The following is a 14618-nucleotide window of genomic DNA, read 5'->3' on the forward strand; positions in this document are numbered from 1 at the left end:
AGGCGATCCGGCTTTTCGCCTATGGGCACGTCCAGGACGGGCGTGTTGAATCGAGCTCATGCTGACCGCCGAAGACCTGGAATTCCTCCGCCGTCCCCTGCACGGGTTCCTGACCGTGGCCGACGGGCCGGTCCGGCCGGTGTGGTTCGAAGCCACCGGCGAGGGCACGGTCCAGTTGTTCACGCCCCGGGACTCGCCCAAGGTGCGGCGGCTGGACGGCGATCCCCGTGCCTCGATCATCGTGGCCGCGCCGGTGGGCGAGCGCGAACGCTGGGTCTCCGCCGCGGGCCGCGTCACCGTGGAGCCGGACGGGGCGCACGAACTGGCCGCCCGCCTCGGCGCCCGTTATTGGGACCTCGACGACCCGGCACACTCCGGCGAGCTCGCCGGGATCCAGGAGCTGGATCTCGTCCGGCTCGTCATCCACCCGGAGAAGGTCAGCCGCTACTCGTTGTGATGATCGACGTCATCCCGAGCACGGTGGCGCAAACGTTTTCGTCGCCCTTGGCGGTGACCCGATCCCGGTCCGCCGGGTTCCGGGTGCACAGCCGCCAGAAGGTGTCCGCGTCCGTCGTCACCGAGGCCAGCGGCGCACGCGACGTCGGCGCGACGCGATCGAGCGACCAGCCGTCCGCTGTCCGCTGCGCCGTCCACTTGCCGCCACCCTGGCCGGTGACGGTGTAGACGACCTGACGTCCCGTCCGCGCCTCGACGTCACGCAGCGTGTGCGGCAGCGCCCGGACGAAGGTGTCGACCACCGGCCCGCGGAAGTCCCGCTCGTCGAGCGTGCGGGCACCGACGGCCTCGCGGATCTGCTGCTGGTGCACCCAGAACTCGGTGTACTCGCGGGCGACGTCGAGCCAGACCGGCGCCGGTTCGTCCCCGGCCCAGCTCACCGGCTCGCCGAGCGCGTCGAGGTCGGCGCGGCCCCACATTTCGGCGAGCTGCGAGGTGCTGTCCACCAGCATCGCGAACAGCACTTCGGGGGACAGCCGACGGCACGCGACCACCCATTCGTCGTTGATCCGGTCGATGAACTTCGCGAAGGGTTCGCCCTCTCGGGGCGCAGTCGTCCGGTAGCCGTCGCGATCGCGCGACAGCCTGCCGAGCTTGCCGCCCAGGATGTGGGCGGCGAGATCGTGCACCGTCCAGCCCGCGCAGACCGTCGGCGCGGCCCACTGCTCCGCGTCGAGACCGGTGAGGACGTCGAGCAGGGCTTGCTCTTCCCGCGCGAACAGCGGGAGGACGTCGATCGGCGGACCCCAGCGCGTGAAGCTCATGTATGCATCCAAACACCCGCGTCGATCACAATTTCGGCCGTTCGGCCTACTCGCAGGTAGCATCAGCGCGAACGCGAGGGGAGTGCCCGTGAGCAACGATCGACCCGCCGGTGACGACCTGGCCGCTTTCGCCAAACGCGCGGGGCAGCTGGCGGGCTGGGCCGCCCGCACGGGCATGGAATTCACCCGCAAACTCCCCGGCGTCGACCTCGCGGAACAGGTCATCAAACAGGGTGAGCGGCAGCTGCTTTCGGAGCTGCGCCGCCGTCTCGACGAGGTCGACGACCCGTACCACGCCGCGCTCACCGCCGCGTCCGCGATGAACCGGCCCGACGCCAACGGCTCGCGCCCGGTCGAAGCGACCATCACCCTCGTGCACACACGCGCCCAGCTCGAACCGCTCCGCGCCGCGATGGCCGAACTGCTCAACCACTCGATCGGCTTCGGCCGCGAGCGGGCCCGCGAATACCTCTACGCGATCATCCTGCGGCAGCTGACGCCCGACGAAGCGCGCATCCTCTCCGCGCTCTCCGACGGCTCGCCGTTCCCCGCCGTCGACGTCGCCGAGCGGACCAACCTCGGTGGCGCCGGGCGATTCGTGCTCCGCAACGCCTCCACCGTCGGCAAGGCCGCCGGGGTTTCGCTGCCCGACCAGGTGCCCGGCTACCTCACCAGGCTGATCGGGCTCGGCCTGGTCGAGCTGGACGAAGAGGTGCCCTCGCTGGAGACGCAGTACGAGATCCTGCTGACCGACGAGACCGTCCGCGAGGCGGAGAAGTCGGTCAAGCGGGCCAAGTTCGTCAAGCGCACCGTCCACATTTCCCGGCTCGGCGCCCAGTTCTGGCAGGCCTGCGACCCGAGCGCCGGCTGACCCCGGCATGGGTGCCTTCCTCGACGGGATCCTCGCCGACTTCGCCGAGCATTGGCCGATCTACGTCTCGATCCCGATCGTCGCCGCCCTGATCGGCTACACCACCAAACTCGTCGCGATCCGGATGATGTTCCAGCCGGTCGAATTCGTCGGGATCAAACCGTTCCTCGGCTGGCAGGGCATCGTGCCCAAACGCGCCGCGCGGATGGCGAGCATCGCGTGCGACACGATGACCGAGCAGCTGATCAAACCGGCGGAGGTCGTCGCCAGGCTCGATCCGCAGAGAATCGCGCGGGAGATCGAAAAACCGCTCCAGGCCGCGGTCGAGGACATCGTGCGCGACGTCGCCGGTCACTATCAGCCGGGGCTGTGGGAATCGTTGCCGGTGGGGATGCAGCGGCTGGTGATCCAGCGCGTCCAGGCCGAGACGCCGAAGATGGTCGCGGCCGTGCTGGAGCTGATCAAGTCCGATGTGGACAGTGTGTTCGACCTCAAGGGCATGGTGGTCACCGCACTGGTCAAGGACAAACGGCTGCTGAACCGGATCTTCCAGGAGGCGGGCGACAAGGAGTTCAAGTTCATCGCCCGCTCCGGCATCTTCTTCGGCGGGCTGATCGGCGTGATCCAGATGATCGCGTGGATCCTGTTCAAGTTCCCGCTGATCATGCCGCTGTTCGGCCTGTTCACCGGCTGGTTCACCGACTGGCTCGCGCTGCGGATGATCTTCTACCCGATCGAAGAGCGCCGGTACTTCGGCGTGCGCTGGCAAGGCCTGTTCCTGAAGCGGCGCGGCGAGGTCGCGGAGGCGTACGGCGCGCTGATCGCGAAGGAGATCATCACCCCGCACAACGTGATCGAGGCGGTGCTGCACGGGCCGCTGTCGGACCGGGTGCTCGGGCTCATCCAACGTCAGCTCGACGAACAGCTCGGCCGCCGCGTCGGCGTCGGGAAACCGCTGGTCGTGTTCGCCGTCGGCAGCAGGCGGTACCAGGACATGAAGCTGAACATCGCCGAGAAGATCATGGACAAACTGCCGGAGACCATGCGGTACATCGAGGACTACGCGAACGACGCGATGGACATCCGGAACGTGCTGGTGACCAAGATGAAGGAGCTGTCGCCGCGCGAGTTCGAGGGTCTGCTGCGGCCGGCGTTCCAGCAGGACGAATGGATCCTGATCGCGACCGGCGCCGTCCTCGGCTTCGCCGTCGGCGAGGCGCAAGTCCTCCTCCTGGAACACTTCGCCGCCTGAACCCCCTTCTCCCCTCCCGCGTTTAGTCCTCTGGTTGCGGTACTTGCGCGTGCAACTACCGCAACCAGAGGACTAAACGCGCCGGTTGGGGTCGCGATGTCGTGAGGGGCTCCTTAAGGGACCCTGGGTCCCTCGAAGGTCCCTTCACCCGAGGAGGAACAGCACCCTCGGCCTCAGTGGCCTCACAAGTCACGACGGCGGCGCGTGAAGGCCCCTTCCCTCGGCTCAGCCGAGGAAACTCGACCTTCGCACCCTCCCAAGTACGTGAAGGACCCCTTCCTTGCGTCTAGCGCAGTGATGGGGGCCTTCACGTACTTCGCGCCGGTGGCAGGGGCGTGTATCCAGGGGCAGGGAGCGGGCACCTGATTGCGAGGGCGTGAAATTTGCCCTTACGGGTGAACGAATCTCGGCACCAACGGCGGTACGCCGACTCGCCCGTCCGGTCTAAAGTGCTCGTGCACTTAAGCCTTGGGGAGGGCGCACATGGCCGACGCGGGGAGCCCGTGGCCGCAGGAGATCCGGCTGGCGATGACCATGGTGGGCGGGGCGAGCCTCGCGGTCTGGATGGGCGGGGTCGCCACCGAGACCTCACATCTGCTGCACGCGTCGAGAACACAGGAATCCGAGGGGCCGTACCGCGCCCTGCTCGATCTGCTCAACGCCACGGTTTCGCTCGACGTGCTCACCGGCACGAGCGCGGGCGGCATCAACGCGGCGTGCCTCGGGCTGGCCGAGGCGTTCCGGTCGAGCCCGCAGGTGCTGCGCGACACGTGGATCAGCACGGGATCGCTCGACAACCTGATCCGCGACCCCGGCGAGAAGGAACCGCGCTCGCTGCTCGACGGCGACAAGGTGCTCCTGGCGGATCTCAAGGACGCGCTGCACCGCATCACCGACAAGGCCACGGTCAAACCGGACTGCCCCGACATCACCGTGCTGCTCACCGGCACGATGATCGACGGCGAGACGACCAGGTTCGACGACGCGCTCGGAAACCTGGTGCGGGACACCGAGCACCGGCTCCTCTTCCGCTTCGACGGTCCTTTGTGGACTGAAGATGTCGTCGGCCCGCTCGCGCTGGCGGCGCGCTCCACCGCGTCGTTCCCCGGCGCGTTCGAACTCTCCCGGATGCCGATCGGTGAGAAGACCGGGCCGTTGCATCCGGACATGACCCGGTACACCGACGTCACCCGGTCGCATTGGCTGACCGACGGCGGCGTGCTGCTGAACAAGCCGCTGCGCCCGGCGTTGCGGGAGATCTTCGAACGACAGTCGCATTCCGACGTCCGGCGGCTGCTGCTGTACGTGGTACCGACGGCGGAACGCGAAGCCGAGCGGGTCGAGGTCGATCCGGACCGGCCGCCGCTGCTGGGCAGCGCGATGAGCAAGGTCGTCGGCACCGTCCTGAGCCAGACGATCAGCGCCGAGCTCGAGGATCTGACCCGGCACAACGACGCCGTCGTCCGGACCAGGGGCACCCGCGTTTCCCTTGCCTCGATGGGGGTTCGCGGCGGTCCGGACGCACTGGTCGACCAGCGGCTGATGAACGACTACCGCGATCGGCGGGTCCAGGAGGACGCCACCGCGCTGGTCCGCGAGGCGACCCGCAGGCTCTCACTGTCCGATGTGGAGGATCCGGGCCGCCAGTGGGCGTCCGGCACGGCGGCGCAGCTGCGCGCGGCCGCGGCGGAGGGACTGCGCGACGGCCTGCCCACCGCGCCGCCGAAGGACACCTGCGAACTCCAGGACCTGGTCGCCTTCCGCACCACCGCGCTGGACGATTCGGTCGCCACCGGCCTCCAGCTGGTGAACGCGGGCTTCCGGCTCGACCCGGCGCCGGAGCAGGCGGTGCAGCTCAACCGCTGCCGCGTGCTGCTGCACGAGGCACGGCACAAGGCCGCGCGCGGCGAACGGCTCGCGGGCTGGGTCACCGAACAGGATCCGCCGGCCGCCAAGGTCACGCTCGCGGCCTGGATCGAGGGCCTCGCCAAGAAATGGGCCGCAAGGGGCCGGTCGGACACCCTGAAGGAGGCGTGGCCGATCGTGGTCGCCGCGCTCCGTCAGGCGACGCCGATCCTTTTGCCGCTGGCACAGGCGAAACCCGACACCGAAGCCGCCGACACGGTCACCACGCTGCTGGCGTGGACCGGGCTCACCTCCGGCGACGACAGCGCCGGCGACACGGTCGTCACCTCGCGCCTGGTGCGCCTGCACATCGCGACCCGGGGGCTGCTCGCGCAACCGCCGTCGGTCGACCAGCGGGTCGACCTCGTCCAGGTGAGCGCGGATTCCCGGACGCTGATGGACATGAAGCGGCGCCGTTCGTGGGACAAGCTCACCGGCATGCAGGCCGACTACTTCGGCGCCTTCTACAAGGCGTCGTGGCGCGCGAACGACTGGATGTGGGGCCGGGTCGACGGCGCGGGCTGGCTGATCCAGTGCCTGCTCGATCCGAAACGCCTGCGGCTGCTGCGCGACGTCGTCGGGCGGGAGGCCTTCCGCAAGCAGGTCCGGGAAACGTTCGAGAAGATCGGATGGCGGCGGCCTGGCACCGAAGACGGGCTGTCGCCGGAAGAAACGGAGTCGTTGCGCGCGCAATTGGCCGGTGAACTCGCTTTCCTAGGCCTCGACGGCGAACTCGGTGACGTGGAGAAGGAAGCCGAGCTCCCGATCAGCATGCCGGTGACGGCGATGGTGCTCGCCAGGGTCCGCCAAGCGCAGATCGCGCGCGAGGAACTGCCCTGTGTCGGCCTCCACTGTGGACACGACGCGAAAACGGCCAAGGGGAACGGAAAACCGTCGGAACGGTTCCGGCGCCTGATCGAAAACGAACCGGAGACCGACGAGCAGACCCAGCGCGCGTTCCAGGCGTGCCAGGTCTCCGGCGAACGGTTCGAACACGAACGCGGGACGATGCTGCTGACGAAGACGCTGGTCAAGGCGGGTGCCGCCGGGATCAACGCGGCCGCGGGGGCGACCAGGGTGCCGAAATCGGTCCAGCCCGCCGCGACCTTCGCCAAGGCCGCGAGCCGCAGCGCGTGGTGGATCACGCGCGGCGCGGCCACCCTGCCGTCCCCGTGGAACGTGCTCGCCGCGCTGATCACCGTGCTGGCCGGGTTCGTCATCGGCGGCCAGGGCGGGCCCGTCCTGCAGTGGGTCGGTGTCCCGGTGGCCGCGGGCGCCATCGTGTTCCTGGTGGTCAGCCTGATGACGTTGCGCAAGACGTGGCGGATGGTGCTCACGGTGCTCGCCGTGCTGGTGGGAGCGGGTCTGCTGTTCGCCGCGTTCCTGCCGCCGGTCCGTGATCCGCTGTTCGGCTGGCTCGGCGGCGTCGTCGCGGGCTGGCGGCGCGGCGAGGCGCCGGTCTGGTGGCTGGTGGTCTGTCTGCTGATTCTGCTGCCCGCCGTCTGGACGCCGCTGGGTTCCGTATTCCGGCGGCGCCACCGCCGCTGAACCGCCGAATTGTGGCCTGGTCCTGCGACCGAGTGGTAACGGTTGGTATCGTCACATCCAGTGAGACCGCGACGAAGCGGCCTTACCCACCAGTGCTGCGCTTCAAACGTTACCGTTACCTTTGTCACGTGTGTTTCAGGGTTGTTGCAGGTAGCCGCGTTGCCGCCGCCGCGCTGATCTGACCGCGCCCGAATCCTCCGGTACGTTTCTTGGACATGTCCGGAAAGCACTTGATCGAAAACCCGACCAAGGCAGACGGTGCCGCGCTCTGGAGAATCGCCCGCGATTCGAAGAAGCTCGATCTCAACACGCCTTACGCCTATTTGCTGTGGTGTCACGATTTCGCCGACACCTCGGTCGTCGCGAAAGTCGACGACACCCCGGTCGGCTTCGTGATCGGGTATCGGAAGCAGGACACCGGCTTCGTCTGGCAGGTCGCGGTCGACGCGTCCCAGCGTGGAAAAGGCCTGGCCGGGGCACTGCTCGACGAGCTGTTCAGTCAGCTCACCGCCCAGGGTGTGCGGTACCTCGAAACCACGATCACGCCGGACAACGAGGCTTCGATCCGGTTGTTCGCCTCGTTCGCCAAGCGGTGGAACGCCACTTTGGAACGCCGGGATCTGTTCACCGCCAAGGATTTCCCGGCCGAGGACGGAACGCATGAGCAGGAGGACCTGTACCGAATCGGTCCGCTCAGCAGTCAATAGAACGTAAATCCGGGGATCCCAGGGAGAAAGAAAACGTGATGAGCATTTTCGAGGAACTCGAATCCGAAGTACGCAGTTACAGCCGTGGCTGGCCCGTGGTGTTCGACCGGGCCCAGGGGAGCTACCTGTACGACGAGGACGGCAAGGCCTACCTCGACTTCTTCGCCGGTGCCGGCGCGCTCAACTACGGGCACAACAACCCGGCGCTCAAGCGGGCCCTGATCGACTACATCGCCCGTGACGGCGTCACGCACGCGCTCGACATGTTCACCGTGGCCAAGCGGGACTTCCTCGAGACCTTCAAGGAAAAGATCCTCGCGCCGCGCGAACTCGACTACAAGGTCGTCTTCCCCGGCCCCGGTGGCGCGAACGCGGTCGAGGCCGCGCTGAAGCTCGCGCGCAAGGTGACGGGCAAGGAATCCGTCATCAACTTCACCAACGCCTTCCACGGGATGACGCTGGGCGCCCTCTCGGTGACCGGCAACTCGATGAAGCGCGGCGGCGCCGGTGTCCCGCTGGTGCACGCCACCCCGATGCCGTACGACAACTACTTCGACGGCTCGATCCCGGACTTCCTCTATTTCGAGAAACTTCTCGAAGACTCCGGAAGCGGCCTGAACGAGCCCGCGGCCGTTATCGTCGAAGGTGTGCAGGGCGAGGGCGGCATCAACGCCGCGCGCATCGAGTGGCTCAAGGCGTTGGATGATCTGTGCAAGAAGCACGGCATCCTGCTGATCCTCGACGACGTCCAGATGGGCTGCGGCCGCACCGGCCCGTTCTTCAGCTTCGAGGACGCGGGCATCAAGCCCGACATCGTCTGCCTCTCGAAGTCCATCGGCGGCTACGGCATCCCGATGGCGCTGACGCTGATCCGCCCGGACCTCGACGTCTGGGAGCCGGGCGAGCACAACGGCACCTTCCGCGGCATCAGCCCGGCGTTCGTCACCGCGACGGAGGCGCTGCGCGTCTACTGGAGCGACGACGAGCTGGAGAAGTCGACCAAGGCCAAGGGCGAGCGCATCGCCGCCGCGTTCCAAGGCATCGTCGAGGCGTACCCGGACGCGAACCTGTTCGCGAAGGGCCGCGGCCTCGCCAGGGGCCTCGAGTTCGCCAACGGCGACCTCGCGGGCAAGGTCTGCGCCGCCGCGTTCGAGCGCGGGCTGCTGATGGAGACCTCCGGCCCCGACGGCGAGGTCATGAAGCTGCTGCCGCCGCTGACGCTCACCGACGAAGAACTCACGAAGGGCCTGTCGATCATCGACGAGTCCATCGCCACTGTCCTGAACTGACCGCCCTCAACCGAGAACGAGAAGGAGTTTTCCGTTGCTTGTCCGAACACTCGACGAGGTCACCGACACCGACGCCGACATCAAGACCCCGAACTGGCGCAGCAAACGCATCGTGCTCGCCAAGGAGGGCGTCGGTTTCTCGGTGCACGAGACCACGCTTTACGCCGGGACGGTCAACGATTTCTGGTACGCGAACCACATCGAAGCGGTCTTCATCACCTCCGGTGAAGGCGAGCTCGAGAACACCGCGACCGGCGAGATCTTCCAGCTGAAGCCGGGCACGTTGTACCTGCTGAACGATCACGACAAGCACCAGGTCCGGCCCAAGACCGAGATCAAGTGCGTCTGCGTGTTCAACCCCCCGATCACCGGCCGCGAGGTCCACGACGAAAACGGCGTGTACCCGCTCGTAACCGAACCCTAAAAATCGCTCGAGGAGGCGACTGCATTGACGCTGACCGACACCCGAGTCGACGACAGCTACCCGACGCGTGTCACGGGCAAGCCCGAACACCTGCCCAGGACGCACCCCACCGTCTGGGGCGGCGAGGCCGACGGTCCCATCGACGCGGCCACGCTCGCCAACCACGAAACCCGTGGTTACACCGTCGTCGACCAGCTGTTGTCGCCTGGCGAGATCCAGACGTACTGGCAGGAACTCGTCCGCATGTCGTCGGGGGACCACCGCGACGACGAGCGCGTCATCACCGAGGCCAAGACCGGTGAGGTCCGCTCCATCTTCGATGTCCACGAGACCAGCGAGCTGATCGCGGAGCTCGTCCGCGATCCTCGCGTGCTCGACCGGGCCCGGCAGATCCTCGGCTCCGAGGTCTACATCCACCAGAGCCGCGTGAACTACATGCCCGGCTTCAAGGGCACCGGGTTCTACTGGCACTCGGACTTCGAGACCTGGCACGCCGAGGACGGCATGCCGGCGCCGCGCGCGGTCAGCTGCTCCATCGCGCTCACCGACAACTACCCGTTCAACGGCGGGCTGATGGTGATGCCGGGTTCACAGCGGACCTTCGTCCAATGCGCCGGGGAAACCCCCGAGGACAACTACAAGAGTTCGCTGAAAGAGCAGCGGGTCGGTGTTCCCAGTGAGGAAGACATCACCAAACTCGCCGCCGAATACGGAATCGACCAATTCACCGGACAGGCCGGTTCGGCGCTCTGGTTCGATTCGAATGTGATGCACGGTTCGTCGAACAACATCACCCCGTACCCGAGGTCGAACATCTTCGTCGTGTTCAACAGCGTCGAGAACGCGCTGCGGGAGCCGTTCGCCGCGATCGAACCGCGCCCGGCGTTCATCGCCGGCCGCGACTCGACACCCCTGTCGCGCTGACGAACCGCAGGTAGCGAAGGCCATGACGGGGCGCCTGTAGCCGACGGTGTGCGCCCTGTTACGTTGTCGCCTACGTGAGCGGGTCAGTGGGCTCGCTCACGTAGGTGTTGTCGACGGACGAACGGGTTCTTCGCTCGGGGTGAGCCCACCCGGACGGACGTGGACGCCGATGTCCGGTGTGGGTCGCGCCCCCAGGCGGCCCAAATCGGACATCCCCCGGCTCCGTGCCATCAGATCGGGACTGATGGCACGGGGCCTTATTTTTTCCGCGCGCTGACGAAGACGTTTCGCAGGGCGCCAGATGGTGGTCAAGCTGCGGATTCGTGGTCAGGGCGCCCTACAAAACGTCTTCGTGGGCCTTCGGCCCGAAAGAGGGCGCGCGGGGTGAAGTCTCCCCGTCGCGCTGGCGCGCTTCCGGGGAGACGAGTCCGCCGGTCACTTGCCTTCGGGTTGCGTGAGCGTCCGGGACTTCTCCTGAGCTCACGTGAGCGTCCGGGATTCCCGACGCCCCCAATGTGGCATTGGGGACGCTTGGTGGTCCCAATGTGGCATGGGGGGCGCGCCCGCTATGTCTCTCTTCCCTCGCGTTTTCTGGTTGGCGGCGTCTTCGCGCGGTAGGTTGGCTACTCCGGTAAGGGGAGAGATCGGGGGAGGGGGTTTGTCATGGGCGAAAGCGGTTCCCCTGCCCGCTTCCAACTCCTCGGTCCCGTGCGCCTCCTCGACGGCGAACGGCCGGTCCCCGTCGGCGGTCCCGGCGTCCGCGGTCTGCTCGCGCTGCTGGCGCTGAAGGTCAACAAGGTCGTCGGGCTCGACGAGATCATCGACGCGCTCTGGGGGCACGACCCGCCAGCCACCGCCCGCACGATCGTCCACGGCAACGTCTCCCACCTGCGGCGCGTGCTCCGCGACATCCAGGGCGACCATCCGCGCGGCGCCCAGATCCTCACCGCGCCGCCCGGGTACCAGCTCACCGTCGAACCCGGCCGGATCGACGTCCACCGTGCCCGGTCGCTGCTGGAGCGAGCGTCCACCGAAGACCCGGACAAGGCGTCCGAGCTGCTCGCCGAGGCCCTCGCGCTCTGGCAGGGGCCGGCGCTGGCCGGGGTGCCGGGGTCGGTGCGCGCCCCCGAACTGGAGGACCTGCGGCTCGCCGTCCACGGCGCCAGGGTCGACGCGGATCTCGAACTCGGCAGGCACGCGGAACTGATCGTCGAGCTCAGCCCGCTGGTCCGGGCCAAGCCGCTCGCCGAACGCACGGCCGGTCAGCTGATGCGCGCGCTCTATCACGCCGGGCGCCGCGGTGACGCGCTCGAGCTCTATCGCACGGTGTCCCGGGCGACGCTGCGCACGCTCGGCGTCGAACCCGGCGCGGATCTGCGCTGGCTGCACGAACGCGTCCTGAACGACGACCTGCCGGTCAAGGTCGTCGAGGACACGAAAGCCGAAGCGCATCCCGTCCAGCAGCTGCCGCCCGCCGTGCCGAGCCTGGCCGGGCGCGAGGCCGATCTCGCCTGGCTCGACGATCTCGCCGAGCGGGCCGAAGCGGGCGAGACCGCGGTCGGCGTGGTCTCGGGGACCGCGGGGATCGGCAAGACCAGCCTGGTGGTGTGGTGGGCGCATCGCGCCGCCCGCCGCTTCCCCGACGGCATCCTTTTCGCCTCGCTGCGGGGTTTCGACCCACAGCACCCGCCTCTGCAGCCCGCGGATCTGCTCACGCAGTTCCTGTTCGGGCTCGGCGTCCCCGCCGACGGCATCCCCGAGCAGGTCCACGAACGCATCGCCCTCTACCGCTCGATGATCGCCGGGCGCCGGATGCTGGTGATCCTCGACAACGCCCGCACCGCCGATCAGGTGCGGCCGCTGCTGCCGCCCGGCTCGCGGTCGATGACGCTGGTGACCAGCCGCTCCAGGCTCGACGGGCTCGCCGTGTCCAACGCGGCCAAACTGCGTGTCCTCGGCACACTCGCGCCCGGTGACGCCGTCCGGCTGATCGAGGAACTCGCCGGACCGGCCGGATTCGACCTCAACCACGCGCTCGCCCGGCTCTGCGGTTACCTCCCGCTCGCGCTGCGGATCGCGGGCGCGCGGCTCGCCGCCAGCGCGCAGTGGTCCGCGCAGGACCTCGTCGACGAGCTCGGCAACGAACGGACGCGGCTGGCCGCGCTCGACGTCGAGGGCCCGGACGACGGGGTCCGCGCGGCGTTCGACGTCTCGTTCCGGGGGCTTCCCACCGACGTCGCGAACACGTTCCTGCGGCTCGGCGTGGTGCAGTGTGTTTCGGCCGGTTCTCATCTGACGGCCGCGATCGGCGACATCACCGTCGCCGAGGCGCGGCGGCATCTGCGGGTGCTCGCCGCGCACAACCTGCTCGCCGAAACCGGCCGCGACTCCTTCGTCCCGCACGACCTCGTCCGCCTGTTCCTCCGCGAGCTGGCGGAGAACGAACTCGACGAGGAAGACCGCGAAGACGTGCTGTCGCGATCGGTGCGGTTCTACCAGGCCGTCGCCGACCGGGCGCGGCGGAAGATGCTGCGGATCGTCGACCCCCTCGACTTCACCGAGGTGCTGAGCGACGCGCAGACGCCGCCGTTGAACTCCTTCGCCGAAGCGCAGGACTGGTTCACCGCGGAATGGGCGAACCTGCTCGAGGTCCTCGAAGCCGCCCGCGGCGGCGGGCGTCACGACGACGTCTGGCGGCTGGCCAGGGTCGCGCACACCTATCGCGCGGTGTACCCGTTGCTGGACGACTGGAAGCGACTGGTCGAGACCGGGCTGGAGGCCGCCGAGCGGTCCGGCGACGTCCTCGGCCGGTGCTGGATGCTGATCTCCCGCTGCGCCATCGCGCTCACCTTCGAACTGCCGCAGGGCTGCCTCGCCGACGCCGAACGCGCACTGGAACTCGCGAGCGCGATCGGCGACAACCGGCTGATGGTCTCGGCGAACATCCACCTCGGCTCCGCGCTGACCCTCCTCGGCCGGTACGACGAGGCCATCGCGACGCTGCGGCAGGCGGTCGAGGAGACCGACCGGACCGGAGACCTCGAACTGCGCGGGCAGGCGCTCAACAACTGCGCGGAGGCCGAAAAACGGGCGGGGCGGTTCATCGAGGCGATCGGGCACCAGGTCGCGTCGCTGGAGATCGACCGGACCCTCGGCGACGAAAGCTACGTCGTCGTCTCGCTGAACAACCTGGCCGAACTGAGCATGAGGATCGGCGAACTCGCCGCCGCCGAGCGGTACGTCTGGGAAGCCGTCGACCTGACGATCAGCAGGCGGTTCGTCCTCCAGGAGGGCGTGCTGAGGCTGACACTGGGCAGAGTGTTGCGGGCCGGGTCGGATGTGGACGGTGCCCGCGAGCAGTTCGCGATCGCGCTGAAGATCCTCTCCGACGCCAATCCGAAGCTCGCCGCGCTGGTCCGTGCGGAACTCACGGACCTCGGCGAAGGTCCGTGAGTGATCCTTAGCGGATTCTTAGTGGCCTCGCCTCTTGCGCGCGTAGGGTCCGTTTCAGCGTCGATCGAGCCCTAGGGGAGGGGCATTCGGTAGGGATCGGCGCTCGGGCGGACCCTTCGGGATCCGTCTGAAGAGCCGCCAGGAGCGGCTCGTGGCGGTCCGGCCGGTGGAGGTGGGGGCGATACCGGCCGGCCGCCAGGCGGCCTTCCCGCGTTCAGTCCTCTGGATGCGGTGGTTGCGCGTGCAAGTACCGCATCCAGAGGACTGAACGCGGAGATCAGCCGGTGCTCGCGGTGCACAGGGCGATGGTCTGGCCCTTGTTCTCCGCCACCTTCTTGCCGTTCACGAGGATCGTGCAGGCGATCTGGTTGCTGACCGACGAGTTCCGGGTGTCCGCGGTGACCGTGAGCATGTAGTCGCCCGAGTTGAAGGACGCCGTACCGCGCCATTCGTCGGTACTGGCCGGGGTCGTTTCGGTCCGCTGGTCGTTGAGCGCGCCGAACCGGACGGTCGCGCCGCCGGACGCGCTGACGACGAACTCGACGGTGTTCTTGTCCGCGGAGACCGCCGGGATGTGCAGTCCCGACTGACCAGTAGCAAAGAAGTTGGTGTAGACCAGTAACCCGGTCGCGGCCAGCAAACCGGCGAGGGAAAGCGCGAGCCCCGCGACGCCCATTCCCTTCTTGTCCGCTTCGCCCTTCTTGATTTTGGTCAAACCGATTACGGAAAGAATCATTCCGACTACGGCGAGCGGCCAGGCGGCGACCCCGGCGACCGGGACGAAGGCGACCACGAGTGCCGCGAGTCCGACCAGGAAACCGGCGATGACCAGGCCGTTCTTGGGCTTTCGGTGCCGGGTCCCGTGCGTGGCGAACCCCGGGCCGTAGCGGGTGGCGGGCGGGTGCGGGAGAGGTGGATCGGTCGGCATACGTGCCCTTTCGGAGGCTTCCGTCCGAAGACGTTAA

General features: G+C 68.1%; 11 protein-coding genes. 9 read left to right on the top strand and 2 right to left on the bottom strand.

Annotation, left to right across the window (positions count from 1 at the left end; translation table 11 throughout):
• The first annotated feature begins 58 nt into the window (after nucleotides 1-58).
• On the top strand, nucleotides 59-457 hold the full coding sequence (locus ACLJPX_RS11760) for a pyridoxamine 5'-phosphate oxidase family protein (RefSeq protein WP_410600107.1): 399 nt from the start codon (nucleotides 59-61) through the stop codon (nucleotides 455-457).
• Here the strand turns inward: ACLJPX_RS11760 and ACLJPX_RS11765 are convergent.
• A complete protein-coding gene (locus tag ACLJPX_RS11765) occupies nucleotides 438-1280 on the bottom strand; it encodes a maleylpyruvate isomerase family mycothiol-dependent enzyme (RefSeq protein ID WP_410600108.1) in 843 nt (280 codons plus the stop codon). The genes ACLJPX_RS11760 and ACLJPX_RS11765 overlap by 20 nt on opposite strands.
• A gap of 88 nt (nucleotides 1281-1368) precedes the next feature.
• Between ACLJPX_RS11765 and ACLJPX_RS11770 the strand changes: the two genes are divergently transcribed.
• The 8 genes from ACLJPX_RS11770 to ACLJPX_RS11805 all read left to right on the top strand — a co-directional run bounded on the left by ACLJPX_RS11770 (nucleotide 1369) and on the right by ACLJPX_RS11805 (nucleotide 13653).
• Entirely contained in the window at nucleotides 1369-2151 is a 783-nt protein-coding gene (locus tag ACLJPX_RS11770; RefSeq protein ID WP_410600109.1) for an Abi-alpha family protein, read from the top strand.
• 7 nt (nucleotides 2152-2158) lie between these two features.
• Nucleotides 2159-3403, top strand: coding sequence for a DUF445 domain-containing protein (locus ACLJPX_RS11775; protein WP_410600110.1), 1245 nt, complete (start codon nucleotides 2159-2161; stop codon nucleotides 3401-3403).
• 483 nt (nucleotides 3404-3886) lie between these two features.
• On the top strand, nucleotides 3887-6856 hold the full coding sequence (locus ACLJPX_RS11780; RefSeq protein ID WP_410600111.1) for a patatin-like protein: 2970 nt from the start codon (nucleotides 3887-3889) through the stop codon (nucleotides 6854-6856).
• A gap of 215 nt (nucleotides 6857-7071) precedes the next feature.
• A complete protein-coding gene (ectA, locus tag ACLJPX_RS11785; protein ID WP_101610966.1) occupies nucleotides 7072-7563 on the top strand; it encodes a diaminobutyrate acetyltransferase in 492 nt (163 codons plus the stop codon).
• 38 nt (nucleotides 7564-7601) lie between these two features.
• Entirely contained in the window at nucleotides 7602-8852 is a 1251-nt protein-coding gene (gene ectB / locus ACLJPX_RS11790) for a diaminobutyrate--2-oxoglutarate transaminase (protein WP_101610965.1), read from the top strand.
• Nucleotides 8853-8886: 34 nt separating this feature from the next.
• Entirely contained in the window at nucleotides 8887-9276 is a 390-nt protein-coding gene (locus ACLJPX_RS11795) for an ectoine synthase (protein ID WP_101610964.1), read from the top strand.
• Nucleotides 9277-9300: 24 nt separating this feature from the next.
• Nucleotides 9301-10200 (top strand): ectoine hydroxylase, encoded by a 900-nt coding sequence (gene thpD, locus ACLJPX_RS11800; protein WP_410600112.1) that lies wholly within the window; start codon nucleotides 9301-9303, stop codon nucleotides 10198-10200.
• A gap of 663 nt (nucleotides 10201-10863) precedes the next feature.
• Nucleotides 10864-13653, top strand: a complete 2790-nt coding sequence (locus tag ACLJPX_RS11805; RefSeq protein ID WP_410600113.1) for a BTAD domain-containing putative transcriptional regulator — start codon at nucleotides 10864-10866, stop codon at nucleotides 13651-13653.
• 277 nt (nucleotides 13654-13930) lie between these two features.
• Here ACLJPX_RS11805 and ACLJPX_RS11810 read toward each other — a convergent pair whose 3' ends face one another.
• A complete protein-coding gene (locus tag ACLJPX_RS11810) occupies nucleotides 13931-14581 on the bottom strand; it encodes a DUF4190 domain-containing protein (RefSeq protein WP_410600114.1) in 651 nt (216 codons plus the stop codon).
• Nucleotides 14582-14618 lie beyond the last annotated feature (37 nt).

Origin of the sequence: Amycolatopsis sp. lyj-90 (genome assembly GCF_046549035.1) — a bacterium.
In the GTDB taxonomy this organism is placed as follows: domain Bacteria; phylum Actinomycetota; class Actinomycetes; order Mycobacteriales; family Pseudonocardiaceae; genus Amycolatopsis.

Coding starts and splice junctions, on each gene's coding strand:
- ectB (WP_101610965.1), top strand. CDS start 7,602: ATGAGCATTTTCGAGGAACTCGAATCCGAAGTACGCAGTTACAGCCGT.
- ACLJPX_RS11780 (WP_410600111.1), top strand. CDS start 3,887: ATGGCCGACGCGGGGAGCCCGTGGCCGCAGGAGATCCGGCTGGCGATG.
- ACLJPX_RS11765 (WP_410600108.1), bottom strand. CDS start 1,280: ATGAGCTTCACGCGCTGGGGTCCGCCGATCGACGTCCTCCCGCTGTTC.
- ectA (WP_101610966.1), top strand. CDS start 7,072: ATGTCCGGAAAGCACTTGATCGAAAACCCGACCAAGGCAGACGGTGCC.
- ACLJPX_RS11760 (WP_410600107.1), top strand. CDS start 59: ATGCTGACCGCCGAAGACCTGGAATTCCTCCGCCGTCCCCTGCACGGG.
- ACLJPX_RS11805 (WP_410600113.1), top strand. CDS start 10,864: ATGGGCGAAAGCGGTTCCCCTGCCCGCTTCCAACTCCTCGGTCCCGTG.
- ACLJPX_RS11810 (WP_410600114.1), bottom strand. CDS start 14,581: ATGCCGACCGATCCACCTCTCCCGCACCCGCCCGCCACCCGCTACGGC.
- ACLJPX_RS11775 (WP_410600110.1), top strand. CDS start 2,159: ATGGGTGCCTTCCTCGACGGGATCCTCGCCGACTTCGCCGAGCATTGG.